Origin of the sequence: Luteibacter sp. 22Crub2.1 (assembly GCF_900167995.1) — a bacterium.
GTDB lineage: Bacteria > Pseudomonadota > Gammaproteobacteria > Xanthomonadales > Rhodanobacteraceae > Luteibacter > Luteibacter mycovicinus.
This window is the reverse complement of record NZ_FUYT01000002.1, coordinates 139,997-161,463: the sequence shown is the minus strand read 5'-3', so window position 1 is coordinate 161,463 and position 21,467 is coordinate 139,997. Positions and strand designations below refer to the sequence as shown.

Below are 21,467 nucleotides of genomic sequence, written 5' to 3'. Positions count from 1 at the left end.
TCCTCAGGGCTTGAAACCTTTCTGCAGCAGATACTGCTTGAGATATTTGCGGCGCACGTACTCGACACGAAGCAGCGCGTAGACAAGACCGCGCCACCCGTCGAGAAAGCCGCCGCGGAAGACGTAGCCTTTGAGGAAACGGAACATCGGACTCAACACGATCTGCGCGAGCCCGGTGCGCTTGTTTTTCGCGAAGGCTTCTTCCGCCATCAGGTGCGCGTAGCGTTCCTGCTTGGCAAGCATCGCCGACAGCGAGCGGTATGGATCGTGATCCAGCCAACCGTCGATGGCGCGCGTCTCGCCCCTGACGACGACGGATTCGTGAATCTCCCGCGCGCCGTGCCAGCCGGCCTTACGGCGGTCGAAAAGGCGCACGACACGATCCGAGCCCGCATTGCCGTACTTCATCACCTTGCCGAGGAAGCGGTTGCGGCGAACGATGCGAAAGGCGGCCGTATCGCCGAAGCCCTCGGCAAAACGTTTCTCCATGGCCGCACGCAGGCCAAGGTCGACGCACTCGTCGGCATCCAGGCACAGGACCCATTCGTGCCGGGCGGCAGCGACGGCAAAGTCCTTCTGCGTGCGAAACCCGTCGAAGGGGCGATGAATCACCCGGGCCCCCGCGGACTCCGCGAGGGCCACCGTGTCGTCGGTCGAGCCGCCATCCACCACGACCAGATCGTCGCAGAACGACGCCGAGGTCAGGCAGGCGACGATGCGATCGGCTTCATTCTGCGCGATGACGCAGACGGAAATCGGCAGACGCGTGGCGTCGGGGGAGCGCTGGGCCATGGACTCGGTGGGGGGCTTGAGAAGCGCCTACTCTACCAAACCGGGGCGGCGGCTCCCGATAGCGTGCTCGCCGTCACCCTCCGTGGAGTCGCCGTCACCGATGATGGCGCACCCCGACCATGCGTGCCTGCCGTGATCCGCGCCCTCCTTCTGCTGGCCCTGCTTCCGATCGCCCTCCCCGCTTCGGCGCAGACGGAGATTCACCGTTGCGTCGGCGCCGACGGGCGTCCCGCGTTCAGTGACCAGCCCTGCGCGAGCATCGGCGCGACATCCGTGCTGCCGCCTGCCAATGCCCCTGCCTTCGCCTCGACCGCGGGCGATTCGGCGGCCGGCCCGTCCGGCCCGTCGGCCGGGCTGCTCTGCGCGAAAAACCTGGCGGACCTGCGCCAGGGGATAAGTCAGGCGTTTGCGACCCGCAATGCCAACCGCATCGGCGGCCTGATTCTCTGGAATGGTTCGAGCCAGGGCGCCGTCGATGGCATCCGCGGGATCGAGTCGCTCATCCGGCAACCGCTGGTCGCACTCGAGGGCAACGAAGCCAGCGGCATCGACGCCGTGACCTCATCGCCCGGGGCCCACGCATCCACCCGCCGGGCACATTTCGACGTGGTGCGCGACGCGGGTTGCCTGTGGCTGCGGCCACCCGCCTGAGCCCTCCGGGCGCGTACTGACGCAACGCGCCATGTGACCAGGGCCGCCACCCGCTATCATGAGCGGTCCCCTCCGGAGCGCTCACATGTCGCAGAACTACCCCGAATGGATCTGGCAGAACGGGCAGATCAAGCCCTGGCGCGATGCCACTGTCCATGTCATGGCCCACGCGCTGCACTACGGATCCTCGGTGTTCGAGGGTATCCGCAGCTATGAGACGCCGGATGGCGCGGCCATCTTCCGCCTTACGGATCATCTCAAGCGCCTGTATCTCTCGGCGAAAATCTACGATATCGAGATTCCGTACCCGATCGACGAACTGGCCGCCGCCTGCCGCGACGTCGTCAAGAAGAACGATCTTCGCGCCGCCTACCTCCGTCCGGTGGCCTTCCGCGGCCTGGGTGGTTTCGGGCTGTCCGCCGACTGCCCGACCGACGTCGCCGTGGCGACCTGGCCGATGGGCCCCTACCTCGGACCCGAGGCGCTCGAAAACGGCATCGACGCCTGCGTTTCCAGCTGGCAGCGTTTCGCACCCAACACGATTCCGGCAGGCGCCAAAGCCGGCGGCAACTATCTGTCGGGTCAGCTGATCGCGCGTGAAGCGCGTCGCCTCGGCTTCGGCGAAGGCATCGCGCTCGCCTCGTCGGGCCTGCTCAGCGAAGGCGCCGGTGAGAACCTGTTCCTGGTGTTCGACGGTGCGCTGCATACGACGCCCGCCAGTGCCTCCATCCTCACCGGTATCACCCGCCACACGCTGATGACCCTCGCACGTGAGGAAGGCATCGACGTGATCGAACGGGACCTGCCGCGCGAGTACCTGTACCTCGCCGACGAGATCCTCATGTGCGGTACCGCCGCCGAAGTCACGCCGATCCGCTCGGTCGACGGCAAGAAGATCGGCACCGGCAAGGCCGGCCCGGTCACGCGTCGTCTGCAGGAGCTCTTCTTCGGCCTCTTCAGCGGCAAGACCGCCGATCGCTGGGGCTGGCTCGAGAAGCTTTGATGCGTCGCGCGCAAGGCGCGCTCCTACCCCTGTAGGAGCGCGCCCTGCGCGCGATTTCTTTTAGTTGCAGAAGCCGTTCGGGAACGAGGACGAGCGATAGGCGTACAGCCAGCTCGTCTTGCCGCCATCGTTGGCGATGTTCCAGTTGTTGCCGATCGAACCCAGTGCGGTGTTCAGCACCTGCGAGCGCTGCAACACCGGCGTGGTGAAGTACTTGTCCTCGTCCGCTTCGACGCGGAACGACAGCTCGGCCAGTGCGGGCGTCGCCGCACCGTCGATGTACCACAGGGTCAGTGCGAACTCCGCCTTCGACTGTCCGAGATCCGATTCCGGACCGTCGTATTCCTGCTGCGTCACCGTGACGCCGGCCACCTTCGACAGCGTCGACGACGAAAGCGACGACAGTGCCGAGGCACCAGGGAACTGTTTGATGAGATCCGCCACCGTCGCCGGCGTCGTCGTCGCGTCCTGCTTGGTCGAATGCGCGAGCACCAGGCTACCGGGTGTCACATCGGTTTCCAGCTTCGTCGACTTGTTCTTGCCCGCGCCGGAGACGTCGGTCCAGTAGGAGAGCTCTTCGTCCGGGTGACGGAACTTGAACTGGATATCCGAGTGGTCGCCGGCGCGCGTACGGACCGAGTAGCCGGCCTTCATCAGCGAACAGCTTTTCGCCGTGTCGTAATAAGCCAGCGTATCGCGGTCGCCGGCGCTGAAGTTTCCGGTGACGGTCTTATCGAAGCCGAGCGCACTGAGACGCGTCGAGAGGTTCTGCAGCAGCGTCGCCGCAGCCGTCGATGGATTGCTCGCGAAGCGCGAGGGGTCGATCAGCACCTTGTACTCCTTGCTGTCGACGTAGGCCGGGGTATTGGCGTGGCTGGCGACGGAGCCCAGCAGGAGGCTCGCCGAGAGCAGCGAGAGAACCGTACGTTTCATCATGCGCGTGACCCTTACTTGTGGTGAGGAGCGGTGTTGGAACGCATGCCCGGCAACGTCAGCCGATACACGAGGATGCGATTGTCGTTATCGATGTCGGAATCGCAGCGCTGGCCATCCATGACGCAGTGCTTCGCGATGAAGTCGTTATCGTTGCCGACCAGCAGGAACCAGTCGTCCGGATGCGACGCGTCGAGCGCGGGAACGAGGTCCATCGCTTCCCACTTCTCCGAGATCTGCGCCTTGCCCGACTCGCCGGCATGGATGCCCAGACCGAAGCGTGCGAGGTCCGCCGGATCGAGCAGGTTGATGAATGGCTTCCACGTGAGCGCGCGAATGTCGGCACGCAACACACCGCCCTCGCCCAGCACGGAAGCCGTGCCCGTCTCGTAGAGGGTGCCGGCGAGGTTACTGGCACCCGTTGTATCGACCAGCAGCACGCTCTTGAAGACGATGGGCCTGCCGCCGTCCGCACCGTACCCACTGCCGTCGCGCGCGAGCATCAGGAAGCGGTGATCGTCCAGCACACGGATCTCGCTCTGCGCGGCCGTCCGGTTGGGAGCCCCTCCATGCCCGGTGTCGTCGTAGGAAGGCAGGCGAACGACATAGTGGCCGACGGGTGATTTCGGTACCGCCGAGTGGCTGACGTCATAAACGAGTACGCGGGTCAGCGTGCGCCCGGAAGCATCGCCGGGCGCGCTGTCCTGCACGAGGGCACTCTGCAAGACGACGAAGAGGCGCGTGCCATCCGGTGACAGTGCCATGCCCTCGACACCCTGATTGTTGCGCCGCCCCGAGGCCGGCGGCATCAGCGACGTGAAATCGGGCCGACCCTGCACATCGAGCGGACGCACCGCCTTCGGCGGCACGATGATCCCCGTCAGCTTGCCCTGCCTGTCGAAGCGGTAGACGTTGGCCGCGTATTCGTCGCCGATGTAGAAGCCGCCGTCGCGGGTGAACTGCAACGATTCCGCATCGAGCGAGATTTTCCCGGCGCCGATCCCTTTCTCCGGCGACGGCAACACGATGCCGTGCTCCTTGCGCAGGCCCCCGGCAGGCTCGGCACCCGTGAACGGCTTGCCAGTGAAATCGCGCAACTCGCGACCGCCATCGACGGCGAAGGAGACCGTGCCCGTCCCGGGGTCGGCGCCGTCGGTCGACGGGAGCGTCATCGTGAAGCGGAACCGATGCAGGCGCCCGCGATAATCGAAGAAGACGTTGTGCTCGGGGTCGTTACGCCCTCGGTCGGGCAAGGTCCACAGCACGCCGGTGTACGTATCGCCTTCCCGCTTCCATGTGCCTGGCTCGATCGAGAGCGACGAGAACGACCCCAGCGTGTCGCCGAGGAAATCGATCGTCCCCGCCGGAAGCGACCCGGCGGCGGCCAGCCCCCGATCGACGTAAGTCGTGCCGCCGACGTCGACGCTGCGAGGCAGTGGCGTCGAGGCCAGGTCGGGCACACGCACTTCGAGGGTTTGTGCCAGCGCCCCGCCGTACAGAGCCGTGGCAACGATTCCGGCGATCAGACGACGCATCAGAAGCGCACGTCCAGCGTCGCGAAGAGCTGGCGGGGCGCCGAAGCGTGGAACACGTAGGCCGTACCGGCCGGGTCGCTGGACACGAAGGCGCTCGAATCCAGGTTGCTCGCGTAGCGCTTGTCGGTCAGGTTGGTCACGTTGAGCGTCAGGCGAATGTCTTTCGCCACCGAGAACGCGCCAAAGTCGTAACCGGCTGAGACGTCCCACGTGGTGAAGCCACCGAAGCCCTGATCGTTGGTATAGGTGTAGAAGCGCTCACCGGTGTACTTGCCACGCAGCGAGGCGAACCAGGGGCCCTGATTCCAGTCGATCTGCGTCGCGAAGAGCTTGGTCGGCGTATCGGTCTGGATCTTGCCGCGGGTGTGCTGCACGACGCCCGCCTGCGTGTAGTCGCCGGCGTAGGTCGAGCGGTTGTACGACGCGGAGTTGTACCAGCGCAGGTTGCTGGTCGGCTGCCAGACAAAGGTGGCTTCGACACCGCGGCTGTTCACCCCGCCCACGTTGTAGAAGCGGTTACCGCAGCTGGGACCGACCGGCTGACGCGAGTCGCACGGATTGTACTGAAGGAGACGATTGTCGAAACGCACGTTGTACGCCGCCAGCGACGCGGCGAAATCGTCGCGCTCCAGGCGGTAGCCCGCCTCCAGGCTGCGCGACTTCTCGGGCTTCAGATCGCCCTGACTGTTCCAGATCGACTGACTGACCGCCTGCGGGCCCAGCTTGAAGCCACCCTGGAACATGGCGATGTTCTTCGAGAAGCTGGCGAACACTTCCTGGCCCTCTGTCAGCTTGTAGCGCGCACCGAACTGCGGCAGCAACGCCTTGCTCGCACTGAGCTTGCCCGTGGCGAACTGATTGTTCGACGCTGGGTTGATCGGCGTTTTCGCCTCGCCCGGAAGTGCGTGCGCGTCCGACGTGACGTGGGGGCTTTTTACGCCGACGTCGACGGTCAGAGCATCGTCGAGGAAGCGCATCGTGTCCTGCAGGAAGGCCTGACGCGTATTCCACACGGTCCGCTGGTCGAACACACCCAGGTCGGGCTGTGTATCGACAGGTGCGCTGAGGTCGCGCGGGCCCGTCACGTAGCTGCTGTAGCGCGACGCGCTGGAGACATTGTGCTCGTACCAGACACCGCCTTCGAGGTGATGGTTGGCGAAGTCCCACGCGGCGGAAAGAATCGCCCCCGAGCGGTTGATGGTGTACAGCGTGTTGCGGAAGATGATCGGCAACTGCCGTGCTGTGCCCGGATACGAGTACGTACCGCTGTTCCAGTTATGCCCCTCACCCGCATCCTCGTGGTGATAGACCTGCGCATGGATGGTCACGGAGTCGCTGGGAAAGAAATCGCCGGCGAGGTAATAGAGGTCGTCGCTACGCAGGATCTGGCCCGCCGTAAACGCGCCGTCCGCATCCGTATCCGCGCCGCTGCGGTCGCAACGGCTGGCGTTGAACGTGGCGGCGTTGCAGTAGGCCTTGCCGAGCGCACGCTGCCAGTTCGGGGCCGAGCCGCCCCAGTCGTAGCCGAGGCCACGCGCCAGCTCGCTCTTCGACAGGTAGAAGTAGTCCGCCTGCGAGGTGCGCGACGTATCGGCGAAGCCGGTGAAGCGTGCCCAGTCGAAGTCCCACACCGCCTTGCCGTTGAACTGCTTCGTCGTCGACCCGTTGTACGCGCTCTGGTTGTTCCAGAGGTCCGACGTGGTGCGCGCGCCCGAGAGGTACATCGAGAATCCGTTGTATTCGCCCGTGTCGAAGCGCGCGTACGTACGGCGGTTGGCGTCACTGCCGATGGTCTGCGACACGCGGCCGCCCATCGTCTTCAGCGGATCGTTCGAGCTGTAAGCGATGGTACCGCCCAGATTGCTCGTCGACGGCGTGCCGAGATTGCCGATACCTTCGGAGAGTTCGGCACCGGCGAAGTTCTCGGAGATCAGCGCGCGGTTGATCGAGAGACCGTTGTAGTTGTTGTAGGCACTGTCACCGAGGGGCAGGCCATCCAGCGTGTAGCCGAGGCGCGTGCCGCTGAAGCCTCGCAGGCTCAGCGTCATCGACTGCTCGTTCGTACCCAGGGCATCGGCCGACTGCGCATTCACGCCTGGCAGCGTGTTCAGCACCTTTTGCAGGCTGGTGCCAGGCGGCAGCGCCTTCTGATCGGCCGTGCGCAAGCGCTGCACCTGGCGTGTCTCACCGGTACCGATGACGGATACGGTATCGAGGTCCTGTGCCTTCTCACGTTTGCTGGCGGTGCCAGTCGTATCGGTCGATGACGTGGTATCGGTATCCGACGCGTAAGCAGCGGAAGCGAAGGCCATGCCGAGGGCGACGGCCAGAACGGTGTGCTTGAACAAGGGACGGCATCCTTACTTGCGCGGGCACGCTGCGGCAAGCACCTCCCCTGAGGGCCGCCCATCACGTGCCGTGAAGCCATGGATACTCGGACAGAAAAATGAAAGCTTAGTGACAGCTTTGGTTACAGCACTCACTCTGTATCAAAACTGATACGTAGCAAACACCTATTGGAAGTTCACGACAAGTCGTTGTCTTCACCCTTGGGAGCCTCGGACGGTGCGTCGTCGGGAATCGAGAATGATGCAAACGCATCCTCATCGAACAGATTTGCCGATTCCACATCATCGATGCATACTGTTTTGATAAACCGATTGAGATCCAAGCGATAACCGCCATTGGTCGAGCCATCAATGTAGTCGTAGGTCGCTTGATAATTTGTCGTTGGTACGACGCCCAGTGTGTCCTTGTCTCTGTACCCGCTCCAGGCAGGAAGCATGGTGAGATACGATTTCACTTCTGCCCGCATAGGCAGCGCGAACTGAATATAACCGACGTAAACCTTACGATTCTTCAAGCAAAGCATTACCGGCTCAGGATCGGCGCGATCTGTATTCACAGCGTAGTTAGTTGATTCGGAAACAACGCCTGGAAGAGCTTTGGATACCAACTTCTGAACTTTATGCCAGGCAAACAGCCCCAAGATCAGTTGCCTCCATGGGTGGCGGCGTTCTCTGTCGCTGGGACTCACTGGATACGCACTGTGGAAGAGGACTTCCTCAAGCTTGTTGAATTGTCCTGCCGCGTAAAGCCATAAAGGTGCCCGCGCCTTTGTCCAAGTTCGATTGAACCAAGATCGGAAAACGAAACCCAAAAAAAAGGCAAGTATGGCCGTGCCGATTCCAGGGAAAGGAATCACGTCATGCAAGACGATCGAAGAACGACGGCCGATATCGGTAAGTGCGACAAAATACGATATGACGCGGGCAACTACTAGAAGAAAAGCTCCCGCCACCGCCGACAGAAACAACATGTGTTCTTTCGGATGCCGCGACGCCCAGTAGCAGCAAAGATAGGTGTGATTGACGAAAATATAGCCGCCCAAGAGCGGCAAGATCAACTGATTGAATGGCATGGCTTCCTGCCTGTTCCTACGCTATTTTTTTGCCCGAACCAGACGGGACGCAGCCTTTTTTTGCGCAAACGCGGAGTTCGTCAACTCGCGGAACCGCTCAAGCCCCTCCTTTGTCTTGAGAAATTTCTCCATGTCGACCGACATGCCATTGCCCTCGAATCGGACGTATGAATTCTTCGTCGACACGAAGTATCCCTTACCTTCGAGGTTCTTTTTAGTGGCCGTCATCGGGTGCCTCCTCAAATTGCAGCGCTGCTACCACGGCTTAAAGTCTACGCTCAATCGGCCGAAACAGAAGATACCGTAGCCGCGTATCGGTCAGCGAAAGGCAGCGTATCTATATCGGCCTCTTTACTGAAGTCCCTACGCACGACAGTACTCGACGGGCTTGCGTAACTATCGAGTCATCACAGGCCGACATCACGTCAGGCGCGGGCTCAAAAAGATTCTGTTAAAAAAGTGCTAACTTCTTCATTGACTGTCGCCCCTAGACGGAATCGTGACCGTTGTGCAACTTAGCGGAAATCGATCGTCGAGATGGCGCCCGCCATGTCGGGGCGCGGACGCAACGAGACGTCCCAGCCGTAGAGTTCGCACAGACGACGCACGATGGCCAGGCCAAGGCCCGCACCGCCGCCCGTCGCGCTCTCGCCGCGGATACCGCGCTGGAACAGCTTCTCGGCGTCCTCCGGCTTGATGCCCGGGCCCGTATCGATCACATCGACGCGGCCGTCGAGCACGCGCACCGTGACCTTGCCTTCCATCGTGTACTTGATCGCGTTGCCGATCAGGTTGGTGAGTGCGACCGAGAGGACCGAGGCCGGCGCATTCACCGTGACGCTGCCGTCGGACACCAGCTCGATCTCGATCGGCTTGCCGCCCATCTGCGGGCGCTGGCTCTCGATCACATCGGACGCAACCCTGGCCACGTCGGTGGTCTCGCCACGCGTGGGGCCCCGGCGCTCTGCGCGCGACAGGAGCAACAAGGCCTCGATCAGTTCCGTCGCCTGACGCGAGGCGCGCTCGATGCGCTTGAGGCGCTCGCGCAACTTGTCGGTCATGTCCGGCGAGCCCTGCAATAGCTCGGTGGTGCTGGCAATCACGGCAAGCGGCGTGCGCAGCTCATGACTGACGTCGGAGTTGAACTCACGATCGCGCTCGACCACCGAGGTCAGACGCATGGCGTATTCATCGAGCGCGACGGCCAGCTCACCGACTTCGTCGTCGGCGAAATGCGGCGCCAGCGCCTCGGCTTTGCCGACACGACGGAAATCACGCAAACGCTTCGCCAGATCGGTCACGGGGCGCAACACGCGCGAGGACAACCACACGCCGAGCACGAGCGAGAACAGGCCGAACAGAAACACCGCGGCGATCACGCTGATCACGAGCTGCCGCTTGCCCAGCTCGTCACGCGACACGTCGAACTGCACGAAGCTGATGATGCCCTGCTCGTGACGGACGCCGACCTTGTAATGCCGCGGCTTACCGTCAGGGCCGGTCTCATAGAGATCGTGCACGCCGGTTTCCAGAGGCTGCCAGGTCAGAGGAGCCTTGTAGATCGTCCGGTCGCTGTACGTAGCGGCCTTGACGATTTCGATCTCGGGACGCTTGTCCGGATTCGCTCGCACCTTGGCATTGAGCGAATCGACCTCGTCCTGCAAGGCGGAGTTGATCAGCTGCTCCTCGACGCGCGTACGGATGTTGATCGCCGCGTACGCGAAAAGAGCGCTCAGCCCAAGACCGAACAGCGTGAAGGTGACTACCAGGCGGAAACGAAGCTTACGTCTGGACCGCATCCGGATCGACCATGCGATAGCCAATACCGTGACGCGTGTGGATCAACGGTTTTTCGAAGGGTTTGTCGATCGCCGCACGCAGGCCATGGATGTGCACACGCAGGGAATCGGAATCGGGGAGTTCTTCGCCCCACACGCGCTGTTCGAGATCCTGGCGCGTCACCACGGACGGGCTGGCCTCCATCAACGCCTGCAAAAGCTTGAGGCCGATCGGGTTGAGCTGGATCGACTTGCCTTCACGACTGACCGTGAGGGTGTCGAGGTTGTACGTCAGGCCGCCGACCTTGAGGACGCGACTCTGCGGACCCTTGCCGCGACGGGCCAGGACCTCAAGGCGTGCCGCCAGTTCCTGCAAGGCGAACGGCTTGGTCATGTAGTCGTCCGCGCCGGACTCGAAGCCGGTGAGCTTGTGCTCCAGCGAGTCGCGTGCGGTCAGCATCAGGACCGGGGTCTGCTTGTGCGCCTCGTGGCGCAATTTCTTGGCGACATCCAGGCCATCCATGCCCGGCAGGGTGAGATCCAGCACGATGACGTCGAAGTCGTGGACCACGGCGAGATGCAGGCCGGTCACGCCGTCGCCGGCGAAATCGACCACATGGCCGCGGTCTTCGAGGTAATCCCCGATGTTCGTCGCGATGTCGGTGTTGTCTTCGATGACCAGGACGCGCATGCGGCACTCCGTTGGGCGGTCGCTTTTGGAATCTTATGATTATTGCGACAGCAAGCTTAACGGGGATTCCGTGAAGCGGACAGCACTAAAAGAGAGGCCCGGGCGGAAAAACCGCCCGGGCCGAAAGAACTACTGCCCCGATACCGTCACCCCGCGTCGCGGAATCACAGTGGGACCTTTATAGGGGACCGGCGTTTAAATCGCTGTTAATCCCTTGGGCGCCTTGGGCTTGCGAGCTTTGGGCGTGACCGGACGCGAGGCCAGGCGCTGCTCGCAGTGGGCGATGATCGCACCGGCCACGTCCACGCCGGTGCTGCCCTCGATGCCTTCGAGGCCGGGCGAAGCGTTGACCTCCAGCAGGAGCGGACCACGGGACGAGCGCAGCAGATCGACGCCCGCCACCTCCAGGCCCAGGGCCGACGCCGCCTCGATCGCCACCCGTCGCTCATCGTCGGACAGCTCGACCTGGGCGGCCGAGCCGCCCCGGTGCAGATTGGCCCGGAACTCACCCGGTGCCGAGGAGCGCTGCATCGACGCCACCACTTCGTTACCGACGACGAAGCAGCGCAGGTCGCTGCCGTTGGCCTCGCGGATGAACTCCTGGACCAGGAAGTTGGCGTAGAGGCCACGGAAGGCCTCGATCACGCTCTGCGAGGCCGAGCGCTTCTCGGCGAGCACCACGCCGGCGCCCTGCGTGCCTTCGTTGAGCTTGATGATGTGCGGGGGGTCACCCAGCATCGCCAGCAGGTCGGAGGTATCGTCCGGGTTGTCGCCGAAGGCGGTCAGCGGCATGTCGATGCCGCGGGAGGCCAGCAGCTGCAGGCTGCGCAACTTGTCGCGCGCGCGCAGCACGGCGTCCGACGGGTTCGGCGAGTACACGCCCATGAGCTCAAGCTGGCGCAGCACCGCCGTACCGTAGAAGGTGCTGGAAGCGCCGATCCGCGGGATCACGCAGTCCACGGGCCCCAGCGGCTTGCCCTTGAAGTGAATGGCGAACGACCCCGGCGAAATGCTCATGTAGCAGCGCAGGGGATCGATCACGCGCACCGTATGGCGGCGTTTGCGCGCGGCCTCCACGAGCCGCTGCGTCGAGTACAGCCGCGCGTTGCGCGACAGGATGGTGAGCTTCATGGATGGTCCCGGACGACGCGGCGCGGCGTCTGCGAATAGGAAAGCGCGGGATCGACCAGAAAGCGCCCGAAGAGCGCGGTCCGGCCGAGCAGAAGAGGAAACAGCATGTGTCGGCGGTCGGTCAGATTGACCTCCGCGACGAAGCGCTGGCCGGCCAGTTCGATCTCGGCCTCGATGAACCAGCGCGTGGTCCGATGACCGCCGGAGTCGGTGACCGTACGCCGCCCGGTGGCTTTGGCCTCGCAAGGCTCCGACAAACCGCCGCGGCGGGTGGTACGGACCTGAAAACGCAGCCACGAACCGTCCGCGCGCTCCTCTTCCTCAAGCCACTCCACGTGCAGCGACGAGGTACGCGCGCCCGTGTCGAGTTTGGCCTTGAGGACGGAGACGCCGAGCGACGGAAGTGCGAGCCGTTCGCGCCAGCCAAGGGTGATGACATCAGTCATGGGTCTGGAGCGACGGTATGGGGGACGACGGGACCGGGGGAACGATCCGGACTGCCGCGACGACATGTCGCGATAGCGAAAGCATGCCGAACCCCGAACCCGCGCGCAACTGTGACGGCGTCTGCGTGGAGAGACGCCGCCGTCACCGCCATGAAATCGACGTGAAGGCCTCCGTCCGCGCCGTCGTCAGTCGGCGCGGATGCCGCGCTGTCCGGCGATCATGTAGATCGACGCCGCTACCCCGACCAAGGACACGATGGCGACGTAATGCGCAGGCCCGATGCCGCCGACGCCTTTGGCCAGATAGCCGACCAGCACGGGCGTGGCGGCGCCGGCAATGGCGTAGGCGACGTTGTAGGACACCGAAATGCCCGAGAAACGGATCGGCGCGGGGAACGACGCCACGAGGACCGCGGGCACGATGCCGGCGACACCGGCGAAGGCACCGGCAATGGCGTAGAGCGGGTAGAGATGCGCGCCACCCGCCTGGAGATCGAAATACAGCGCATAGGTGCTCAGCATGAGACCCAGCGAGGCGATCAGCATGGCTGTACCGCGGCCAAGCCAGTCGACCAGCAGACCGCCGCCGATGCACCCGACGCAGAGCGTGAACGCACCGATGCTGCCGCCGGTGAAGGCGCGCGCCGGGTCGATATGGAAGGCCGTCTGCATGAGGGTCGGGGTCAGCAGGATGACGACCACGATGGCGGCGGTGAGCACCCAGGTAACCGCCATCGACAGCAGCACGCCCGGCAGATGGTCACGTACGACCACCCATGCCGGCAGTTCTTCCGACAGCTGCTTGCGCTCGCGCATCCGCGCGAAGACCGGTGTTTCGCTGAGCCAGCGGCGGAGGTAGACGGCGACGAAGCCGAACACGCCACCCAGCACGAAGGCGATGCGCCACCCGTGGTCCATCAGCGCTTCGGGCGTCATGTGAGCGTTGAGGTAGGCCGCGAGCAACGAGCCGATGAGAATGCCGAAGGTCAGGCCGGCCGACAGGCTCGCCACCGCAAGACCCTTGCGATGCGCGGGCACGTGCTCGGAGACGAACACCCAGGCACCCGGCACTTCGCCACCGATCGCGATGCCCTGGACGACACGCAGCAGGGTCAGCAACACGGGGGCGAGAACACCGATGCTGGCATAGGTCGGCAGCGCACCGATGAGCAGGGTCGGTACCGCCATCAGGAACACGCTGAGCGTGAACATGCGCTTGCGGCCGATACGGTCACCGAAGTGAGCCATCACGATGCCGCCGAGCGGGCGTGCGAGATAGGCGACGGCAAACAGGCTGAAGGCCTGAAGCTGCGCCAGCCAGTCGGAGCCGCCCGGCGGGAAGAAAAGATGCCCGATGGTCTTCGCGAAGTACACGAAGATCACGAAGTCGTAGAACTCGAGCGCGCCACCGAGCGCGGAGAGAATCAGCGTCTTGGCATCGCCGCGGTCGAGTGGACGGCGGTCGATGGTTTCATCTGAAAGTGTTGCGCTCATGAGTGGTTTTCGATCGTCCCGCGGGAGAAAAAGGCGATGTGCGACGAAAGTCGCACACGACGGACGTCCAGACGTCTTGCGTGCAATATAGCTGCCATGTCTAGAATGCCGTCAAGTTTTTAACGGAATAGCCGATGCATCCACGTCGATGGATCTTCGCCGTGGCGTCGCTCACGGCCCTCTCCGCCTCCGCACTGCACGCGACCGATTTCCGACTCGCCGATGGGGAGGTCCAGGGGACACTCAAAACGCGGGTGGTCGCCGGCGCCGGCGAGCGCCTGAATGACCCGTCGAAGCATCTCGTCGGCAAAGGCTTCCGCTCCGACGGCAAGCCGAAGGGCGGCGATGGTGCGGACACGGCTGACGACGGCAACCTCAACTACGGCAAGGGCGATATCTACTCGAGCCTGTTCAAGGTTACCAGCGCGCTGGACCTGAAATACAAGAACGTCGGTATCGTCGCCAGCGCCCGGGCCTGGTACGACAACACACAGGAAAACCACGACGTACCCCAGGGCAGCGGCGCCAGCGCGTTCGCCGCCGATCGGCCGCTGGACGATCATGGACTGTCGAAGTCCAACCGCTTCTCCGGCTTCATGTGGCTCAACGCGTATGTCTACGGCCACTTCGCACTGGACGACGAAAGCGCACTGGACCTGCGCCTCGGCAAGCAGACGGTCAAGTGGGGCGAGGGCCTGTTCATGCAGGGCGTCAACCAGATCAATCCGACCGACTACACGACGCTGCACCGCCCGGGGACGGATCCCGCCACCGAAGCGCAGCTGCCGGTCGAAATGCTCTGGGGCAAGCTCACGATCGATCCGCACTGGAGTGTCGAAGGCTTCTACCAATGGAAGTGGCGCCCCTCCGAACTCGATCCCTGCGGCACCTTCTTCTCGGGCACCGACCTCGGCATCGATCCGGGCTGCGGCGGCATCGAGAGCAACGCGTACTACCCGCTCAATGCGTATAGCCCCGGTGCTGGCCAGTGGCTCAGCGACGGCTACCAGAATTCCGTCGGTGGCGTGCTGCCGCGTGCCAGTACGCTCGACGGTCGCGACCACGGTCAGTACGGTGCCACGCTGCGCTACACCTTCGATCGTCCGGCGACGAACATCGCCGCGTATTACCTGCGTTACAACTCACGCAACCCCATTCTCGATGCGACCACCATCGACGCCTCGCAACAGAACAACGGGGTGATTCCGCTACTGGTCGCCGCGGGCGCACCGCTCGCCGACGCGCAGTTGTCCGCACGCCTGTCCTCTATTCATGTGTTGTGGGAATACCCGGACGACATCCGTCTCTGGGGCCTTTCCGGCAGCACCATGCTCGGGAAGTGGAAGGTGGCCGGTGAGGCCAGCTACACGAAGGACCTGCCCGTACAGATCAATACCGCGGACATGTTCGCGGCACTGACCCGCAGCGGCGGACCGATCGGTGTGCGCAACACGCTGATTCCTCCGGGCGGGACGCTGCTCGGCTACGACCGCTACGACCGCACGCAGCTGCTGTTGAACACGACGCGCGCGTTTACCGGCGTGCTGGGCGCGAGCGGCGCCACCCTCGCGGCCGAGCTTGCCTATAGCCATACCGACCTGCCGAGCCTGACCGATGTGCGCTACGGGCGTGGCTTCCACTGGGGCTTCTCCAGCGAAGGCTTCGTCAACACCTGCACGGCCATCGTGAACCCCGCGGGGTGCCATAACGGCGGGTATTACACGCGGTCCGCATGGGGTTATCGCGTCAAGGGCGCGCTCACCTATCCGGTCGCGCATGGCTGGGTGCTGTCGCCAAGCCTGGGCATCGGTCAGGACGTGCATGGCTACTCGGTCGACGGGCAGCTGGTCGGTGGACGCAAGCAGGCGACGCTCGGCCTGGGCGCCACGCTCGACAAGACCTGGTTCGCCAACCTGACGTATACGAACTACCTGGGACATCCCACGTACGACACGCTGGCCGACCATGACTTCGCTACGTTGTCGATCGGAGCGAATTTCTGAGCGGCGCGATCCATCGGACTATCAGGCCTTCATGACTTCGCAAAGCGCGATCAGCTCTTGGAGGCGACGCGCTTTCGTCCGACGGACGAGGTCCGCGGCGATCTTGCCGATGAGCGCCTTGACCAGCTGGGTCTTCGACAAGCCTGTTTCGTTCATGACGTAGTCGACATTTGCGTTCGCTTGCTCGGAGAGCTTGAACGAGAGTCGCCGGTTCGGACCGGACGCAGACTGCTCGGCGCCTCCCGCCAGCCCGACCAGTTCAGCCATGGCTTCATCTCCCCGCGCGTAGCGGTGAAGGTAGTACATGAGCAGTCGCTTGCGGAATTCCTTGCTTGCCTCGGTATCGACGAGGGATACGGCGGCGTCGAGCGTGTCCACATAGGATGCGGGAAGACTTGCTTCGAGCGGCCCCGTCGAGCGACGGCGTGATGCCGCTATAGCGGGAACCGATTGCGGCGGAACCAACAGGACTTCGCTGCAAACGTCGCAGATTCCCGCCAGCACGTTACGAGCCATGCCTGAGCCATCGGAAAAAGGAACATCCCGGTAACGGTAGGTCACCGTCACTCGGCCATCGAGATCACAGAGGGCCGGCTCGGTATCGCCCTGATGAAGAATTTTCATGACTTCTCCGTCCTGTGCACACTGAGCAGATCGACTGCTCCTTCGAAGAAATAGAACTTGATGTACCAACCGCCGCTGACGATCACGTGCACGTCGATGTCGGGTTGCCGATGGTGCGGTGTCACCCGATGCTCGGTGCCCCGGGACCCCATGAGGATCAGAAGCAGGTCTTCGAGATCGAGCTCGCCCGTATAGAAGACATTTTTCGAGTCAAGGGAGGCACGATGGGCGATGCGATATCGGCCCTCGATCAACGCAAGCAACACCTGCCGTTTCACGTCCTTGTATCCCACTGCACACGCCCCAGAGTATACGAAAGGTTTCGTATGATCAAGGTCGTTTTAAGGCCCCGTTATCGCCTTCGACACGCTAGTGCGCCGACCAAGGCGACGCGGCCGGCGGGCGCGCGCGAGGCACGTAAGGAAAAGGCCTGGCATGCTGTCGGATCTGCGAATCAGCGAAAGACGACAAACTTCAGCCAGCCTTCCCAGATGTCCGACCAGCCATGCGCCAGCATGTTCGCTCGCAGGTTGCGGCGCCAGACAGCGAGGGCGCCGTAGAGCACGCCGAGGATCGCGATGACGAGGGCGTGGTTCCAGCCCTGATAGCTATGCGCCATACCGAAGAAAACCGCCTGACCGATGACGGCCAGGGCGGTGCTCTCGGTCAGCCAGAACAGCTGCTGCTGGAAGTAGCCGCGGCTCTGAATCTCCTCAGCGAAACCTGCGACGACGGAGACGATCATCCAGCCAGCCGCTTCGACGGGCGTCTGCGGCAACATCGAAGGAACCCCCTCCCCGGCCACCGCTGGCACGAGTTGCCAGGCGGCCCAGGCGACGCCTTCCCAGACCAGCCAGAAGACCGCCGCGATGGCGACGTCCCTGATCACCCCACGCAGCGACGTCCAGCGGCCGCCCGTGAGCGTTGCCAGCGTGCCACCTTCGCGATGGACGCCGACCCAGCAGTAGTAAAGAACACCGACGTTGCCCAGCACGGACAACGTGTAAAAAGGCCAGGGTGACGCTCGCAGCACCTGTGCCCCCTCAGCGACGGGCCCGGCGGCTGCGTGGCCGAACGACGAGAAAATACCCCACGCCGTGATCGAAAGGACGATGAGTACGTAACCGGCGAGGTGCCATAACGATGCAATGCGCCTCGGCTTTACGAACGGGGCACCCTGGAGCGAAGGCCCGGGCTTCGAACGATCTCTCGAAATGTCGCCGGTGTGCACGACCATCCTAGTCTCCTGCGGACGCCATGACCCCTGTGGCCGATGGCCAGACAAGCATCGGGAGGCGGACGGTCCAAGTCAACGCCACGACCGCGACTCACATCACGCCTTCTTGAGAAACTCCGTTTTCAGCACGAGCACGCTCTTACCCTCACGGACCTCGATGGCGTCTTCGTCATCGGTGAGGTGGATGCTCTTGAACTGCTTGCCGCGCTTGAGGGTGATCGACGAACCCTTGACCTTGAGGTCCTTGATGACCGTGACGGCATCGCCCTCGACCAGCTCGTTGCCGTTGGAATCGCGTACCGCCATGAGTGCTCACACCTGATTTCGGGGGCGACAGATTACCACCGGTCACCCATCCGTCAGGCGGGTGCGCCATTACGGCTCAGCCAGGATGGCCGGGCACCCGGGGCGTGGTCAGGCGGCGTCGAGGCTCAGCCGGAAGATCGTTCCGCCAGTGGCACCGGGATGTATTTCCACCTCCGCATGCATCGCGGCGGCGCTCTGCCGGATCAGCCACAGGCCAAGACCAAGCCCTTCGGCCTGCGGATCGGCCTGGCGAAACGCGCTGAACAATTCTTCGACCTTTTCCGCAGGAATACCGCAACCGTTATCCTGGATGTCGATCGTTATCTTTCCATCGCCGGATCGCGCCAGCATGGTGACCGCACCACCACCGGGCGTATATTTCACGGCGTTCGAAAGCGCGTTGCCGAGCACAGTTTCCAGAAGCAACGGATGCCCTCGCACGATGGCGCCGGTGCGCCCGATGGTCAGTGCGACGCGCTTGCGCTGCGCCGCCCTCGTCCAGGTCGACGACAGAGCGTCGAACACCTCATGCAGAACGACGGGGCCGAGCTCGGCATCTCCGCCCGCGATGTCGGCATGCGTCGAAGCGAGCAGCCGGCTGAGCTGCTGGTCGGCGCTGAGAAGATCGGTCCTCGCGTCGTCCAGACGCGCGGCGTGCTCGCCGGACACGCCGCTGCGCACCTTCGACATGGCGTACAGCGCCGAGCGCAGCGGCGCCTTCAGGTCGTGCCCCGCAGTCGCGAGCAGCCGCGAGAGGTGATCGCCGCGGCGCTGCGACTGGCGCAGCATACGGCGGAGTTCCATCTGCGCCATGACCTGGCGCGCCAGGCGGCGCAGGGTGTCGATCTGGTCGTCATCCAGCGTCCGCGGCTGGGTGTCGAGCACGCAGACCGTGCCCAACGGCAAGCCATCGGCGGTTTTCAGCAGCGCGCCCGCATAAAAACGCAGGCCGGGTTCACCGGTCACCAGCGGATTGGCGGCAAAACGGGGGTCCTGGGTGGTATCGGGTATGACCAGCAGGTCGTGTTCGAGAATCGCGTGCGCGCAGATGGAGGTGTCGAGCGGCGTTTCCCGCACACCCAGGCCGACTTCCGCCTTGAACCACTGCCGGTCGGCGTCGATCAGGTTGACCACCGAGATAGGGGCACGGCAGACATACGAGGCGATCCGCACGATGTCTTCGTATGCGCTTTCCTTCTCCGTGTCCAGAATATCGAACGACGACAGCGCCGCAAGGCGGCGAGCCTCGGAAACGGCAGGCAGTTTGGGGGCGGGCGCGTGGGGCATCGGGTTCTCCGGGACGACGCATTCTGGCAGGTCGGCGCGTGGACGCAATGTCAGTCCATGCTCGCCTTCAGGCAGGCGTCGTCACGATTTCGTTCGCCTGCTTACGACGCCTCATGAACACGTCGGTGCCCAGACTCGGGGTTCTGCCTGAAGGAGTATCCGATGTCCGACTCGACCAACACCTCGCGCAAGATCCGCTACGGCTTTGTCGCCCTCGGTGACATCACCCAGGAAGCCATGCTGCCCGGGGTCGCGCACACCGGAAACTCGGTCGTCACCGCCCTGGTCAGCAGCGATACGGACAAGGCGGCCAAGGTGGCCGAGCGCTACGGCATCGGCAGCGTCTACAGCTACGACCAGTTCGACGAGCTGCTGGCCTCCGGCAGCATCGATGCACTTTATATTGCGACGCCGAACTGGCGCCACGCCGAGTTCGTGATCCCCGCCCTGAAGGCCGGGATCCATGTGCTGGTGGAGAAACCGCTCGAGATCACCCACGCCGCCAGTCGCGAGATCCTTGCGACGGCCGCCGCGTCGACGGCGAAGCTGATGGTGGCCTACCGGCTTCATTTCGAGCCCGCCACGCTGTCCCTCATCGACCGCATTCGCGCCGGCGAGCTGGGCCAGGTGCATACCTTCAGCGCGACGTTCGCGCAGATGGTCGACCCGAAGAACCACCGGGCGACCAACGGTGCCAAGGCCGGACCGGTCTTCGACATGGCGCCCTACCCGATCAACGCGGCACGTTACGTCTTCGATGCCGACCCGATCGAGGTGGTGTCGGCTGTGGGCCTGCGCCATCCGGAGTCGGGACTTGGCGACGATTTCGACCACACCGTGGCCGTGACCCTGCGCTTTCCCGGAAACCGCGTGGCCCTCTTCACCGTGTCCTACTACGGCAATGCCGTCGATGCGTTCTATGTAGCGGGGACCAAGGGCAGTGTGCACATGCGCCCGTGCTTCACCTACGGCACGCCCTTCGAACAGACCATCACCGTGGGCGACAAGGAGCGGAAGATTTCCGCCCCGGCGACCGACCAGTTCGGCGGTGAGCTGAAATATTTCTCCGCATGCCTGCTCGACAACGAAGATCCGGAGCCGGATGGCCAGGAAGGCCTGATCGACGTGCTGATCGTCGAAGGCATCATGGAGGCGCTGGCTTCGGGCAAGCCGCAGAAGCTGGACCTGCCCGAGCGCAAGCGCCGGATCGATACGACACGACAGAAAATGAATCTGCCCAAGGTGGAAGCGCCGGAACCGGTCGACGCCGCCAAACCGTCGAAGTAATCCGGTCAGTCGTCGAGCAGATCCGCCACGGAGGAAAGGATTTCCGCCGGGCGGAACGGGTAGCGATCCACCTCCGCGCGGTCGGCGATACCGCTGAGCACAAGCACCGTATGCAGACCCGCTTCGATACCGGCGACGACGTCGGTATCCATGCGGTCGCCTATCATGCCGGTGTTGTGCGAATGCGCGCCGAGCTTGTTCATCGCCGAGCGGAACATCATCGGGTTGGGCTTGCCGACCATATAAGCCTGACGCCCGGTGGCCTTGGTGATGAGCGCGGCCACGGCGCCTGTCGCCGGCAGCGGACCCTCCGCACTGGGGCTGGTGACGTCCGGATTGGTGGCGATGAATCGCGCGCCCGCGCCGATCAGACGGATCGCCTTGGTGATGGCTTCGAACGAGTAGGTACGGGTCTCGCCGAGCACGACGTAGTCGGGCGCGGTGTCGGTCATGATGAAGCCCGCCTCGTGCAGCGCGGTGGTCAGGCCCGCCTCGCCGATGACGAACGCCGAGCCGCCGGGCGACTGGTCCTTGAGGAATGCCGCGGTCGCCAGCGCCGATGTCCACAGCTGCTCCTCGGGCACGTCGATACCCGACGTCCGCAGGCGCGCACTCAGGTCGCGCGGCGTGAAGATCGAATTATTGGTAAGCACGAGGAAGGGCTTGCCCTGGTCACGCCACTGGCGGATCAGCTCGGGAGCGCCCGGCAGGGCTTTGTTCTCGTGGACGAGCACACCGTCCATGTCGGTCAGCCAGCACTCGATGTCTTTACGGTCAGCCACAGGGTGTCCTTCGGAGGGGAAGCGGGGTCGTCGACGAGGATAGCGCGCCGCGCAGGCAAGGATTGG

General features: G+C 63.8%; 20 protein-coding genes and 1 pseudogene. 4 read left to right on the top strand and 17 right to left on the bottom strand.

Going from position 1 to position 21,467, the window contains the following annotated elements; genetic code table 11:
* Nucleotides 1-3 precede the first annotated feature (3 nt).
* A complete protein-coding gene (locus tag B5X73_RS02590) occupies nucleotides 4-792 on the bottom strand; it encodes a glycosyltransferase family 2 protein (protein WP_139382632.1) in 789 nt (262 codons plus the stop codon).
* Nucleotides 793-924: 132 nt separating this feature from the next.
* On the opposite strand from B5X73_RS02590, the gene B5X73_RS20875 reads away from it, so the two are divergent.
* Both B5X73_RS20875 and B5X73_RS02580 read left to right on the top strand, forming a co-directional pair.
* Nucleotides 925-1,443: a DUF4124 domain-containing protein gene (locus tag B5X73_RS20875; protein ID WP_079520453.1), complete on the top strand. Its 519-nt coding sequence runs from the start codon at nucleotides 925-927 to the stop codon at nucleotides 1,441-1,443.
* 85 nt (nucleotides 1,444-1,528) lie between these two features.
* Nucleotides 1,529-2,446 (top strand): branched-chain amino acid transaminase, encoded by a 918-nt coding sequence (locus B5X73_RS02580; protein ID WP_036110328.1) that lies wholly within the window; start codon nucleotides 1,529-1,531, stop codon nucleotides 2,444-2,446.
* A gap of 60 nt (nucleotides 2,447-2,506) precedes the next feature.
* On the opposite strand, the gene B5X73_RS02575 is transcribed toward B5X73_RS02580, so the two are convergent.
* The 10 genes from B5X73_RS02575 to B5X73_RS02530 all read right to left on the bottom strand — a co-directional run bounded on the left by B5X73_RS02575 (nucleotide 2,507) and on the right by B5X73_RS02530 (nucleotide 13,875).
* Nucleotides 2,507-3,382 carry a hypothetical protein gene (locus tag B5X73_RS02575; RefSeq protein WP_079520452.1) on the bottom strand — a complete coding sequence of 292 codons (876 nt, stop codon included), beginning with the start codon at nucleotides 3,380-3,382 and terminating at the stop codon, nucleotides 2,507-2,509.
* Nucleotides 3,383-3,393: 11 nt separating this feature from the next.
* A complete protein-coding gene (locus B5X73_RS02570; RefSeq protein WP_139382630.1) occupies nucleotides 3,394-4,914 on the bottom strand; it encodes an esterase-like activity of phytase family protein in 1,521 nt (506 codons plus the stop codon).
* Nucleotides 4,914-7,226 carry a TonB-dependent receptor gene (locus tag B5X73_RS02565; protein WP_079520546.1) on the bottom strand — a complete coding sequence of 771 codons (2,313 nt, stop codon included), beginning with the start codon at nucleotides 7,224-7,226 and terminating at the stop codon, nucleotides 4,914-4,916. Before B5X73_RS02565 ends, B5X73_RS02570 begins: the two co-directional genes overlap by 1 nt.
* A gap of 212 nt (nucleotides 7,227-7,438) precedes the next feature.
* On the bottom strand, nucleotides 7,439-8,335 hold the full coding sequence (locus B5X73_RS20535) for a hypothetical protein (RefSeq protein WP_139382629.1): 897 nt from the start codon (nucleotides 8,333-8,335) through the stop codon (nucleotides 7,439-7,441).
* Between the two features lie 21 nt (nucleotides 8,336-8,356).
* Nucleotides 8,357-8,563 (bottom strand): hypothetical protein, encoded by a 207-nt coding sequence (locus B5X73_RS02555; RefSeq protein WP_079520450.1) that lies wholly within the window; start codon nucleotides 8,561-8,563, stop codon nucleotides 8,357-8,359.
* Between the two features lie 287 nt (nucleotides 8,564-8,850).
* Complete coding sequence (locus B5X73_RS02550; RefSeq protein WP_036110319.1) at nucleotides 8,851-10,134, bottom strand: sensor histidine kinase; 1,284 nt, start codon at nucleotides 10,132-10,134, stop codon at nucleotides 8,851-8,853.
* Complete coding sequence (locus B5X73_RS02545) at nucleotides 10,118-10,804, bottom strand: response regulator transcription factor (protein WP_036110317.1); 687 nt, start codon at nucleotides 10,802-10,804, stop codon at nucleotides 10,118-10,120. Before B5X73_RS02545 ends, B5X73_RS02550 begins: the two co-directional genes overlap by 17 nt.
* Before the next feature lie 195 nt (nucleotides 10,805-10,999).
* Nucleotides 11,000-11,935, bottom strand: a complete 936-nt coding sequence (rimK, locus tag B5X73_RS02540; RefSeq protein ID WP_051943297.1) for a 30S ribosomal protein S6--L-glutamate ligase — start codon at nucleotides 11,933-11,935, stop codon at nucleotides 11,000-11,002.
* The gene (locus B5X73_RS02535) at nucleotides 11,932-12,381 is read right to left on the bottom strand and encodes an ATP-dependent zinc protease family protein (protein ID WP_036110314.1); all 450 of its coding nucleotides are present in this window, start codon (nucleotides 12,379-12,381) and stop codon (nucleotides 11,932-11,934) included. Before B5X73_RS02535 ends, rimK begins: the two co-directional genes overlap by 4 nt.
* A gap of 186 nt (nucleotides 12,382-12,567) precedes the next feature.
* Nucleotides 12,568-13,875 carry an MFS transporter gene (locus B5X73_RS02530; protein ID WP_043695878.1) on the bottom strand — a complete coding sequence of 436 codons (1,308 nt, stop codon included), beginning with the start codon at nucleotides 13,873-13,875 and terminating at the stop codon, nucleotides 12,568-12,570.
* Nucleotides 13,876-14,009: 134 nt separating this feature from the next.
* Here B5X73_RS02530 and B5X73_RS02525 point away from each other — a divergent pair, with 134 nt between their 5' ends.
* Nucleotides 14,010-15,878 (top strand): DUF1302 domain-containing protein, encoded by a 1,869-nt coding sequence (locus B5X73_RS02525; protein WP_079520449.1) that lies wholly within the window; start codon nucleotides 14,010-14,012, stop codon nucleotides 15,876-15,878.
* 21 nt (nucleotides 15,879-15,899) lie between these two features.
* Here B5X73_RS02525 and B5X73_RS02520 read toward each other — a convergent pair whose 3' ends face one another.
* From B5X73_RS02520 to B5X73_RS02500, 5 genes and pseudogenes are all read right to left on the bottom strand, one after another.
* The gene (locus B5X73_RS02520) at nucleotides 15,900-16,502 is read right to left on the bottom strand and encodes a hypothetical protein (RefSeq protein ID WP_079520448.1); all 603 of its coding nucleotides are present in this window, start codon (nucleotides 16,500-16,502) and stop codon (nucleotides 15,900-15,902) included.
* Nucleotides 16,499-16,780, bottom strand: coding sequence for a hypothetical protein (locus B5X73_RS02515; RefSeq protein WP_139382627.1), 282 nt, complete (start codon nucleotides 16,778-16,780; stop codon nucleotides 16,499-16,501). Before B5X73_RS02515 ends, B5X73_RS02520 begins: the two co-directional genes overlap by 4 nt.
* A 176-nt stretch (nucleotides 16,781-16,956) precedes the next feature.
* Nucleotides 16,957-17,739 (bottom strand): CPBP family intramembrane glutamic endopeptidase, encoded by a 783-nt coding sequence (locus B5X73_RS02510; RefSeq protein WP_079520447.1) that lies wholly within the window; start codon nucleotides 17,737-17,739, stop codon nucleotides 16,957-16,959.
* Between the two features lie 96 nt (nucleotides 17,740-17,835).
* A pseudogene (locus B5X73_RS02505) lies at nucleotides 17,836-18,039 on the bottom strand (alkylphosphonate utilization protein); the annotation flags it as partial.
* Between the two features lie 114 nt (nucleotides 18,040-18,153).
* Nucleotides 18,154-19,332 carry a sensor histidine kinase gene (locus tag B5X73_RS02500; protein ID WP_079520446.1) on the bottom strand — a complete coding sequence of 393 codons (1,179 nt, stop codon included), beginning with the start codon at nucleotides 19,330-19,332 and terminating at the stop codon, nucleotides 18,154-18,156.
* A 162-nt stretch (nucleotides 19,333-19,494) separates the two neighbouring features.
* Here B5X73_RS02500 and B5X73_RS02495 point away from each other — a divergent pair, with 162 nt between their 5' ends.
* Nucleotides 19,495-20,619 (top strand): Gfo/Idh/MocA family protein, encoded by a 1,125-nt coding sequence (locus B5X73_RS02495; RefSeq protein ID WP_079520445.1) that lies wholly within the window; start codon nucleotides 19,495-19,497, stop codon nucleotides 20,617-20,619.
* A 5-nt stretch (nucleotides 20,620-20,624) separates the two neighbouring features.
* Here the strand turns inward: B5X73_RS02495 and B5X73_RS02490 are convergent, their stop codons facing one another.
* Nucleotides 20,625-21,401, bottom strand: coding sequence for an HAD-IIA family hydrolase (locus B5X73_RS02490; protein WP_036110295.1), 777 nt, complete (start codon nucleotides 21,399-21,401; stop codon nucleotides 20,625-20,627).
* Nucleotides 21,402-21,467: the final 66 nt, after the last annotated feature.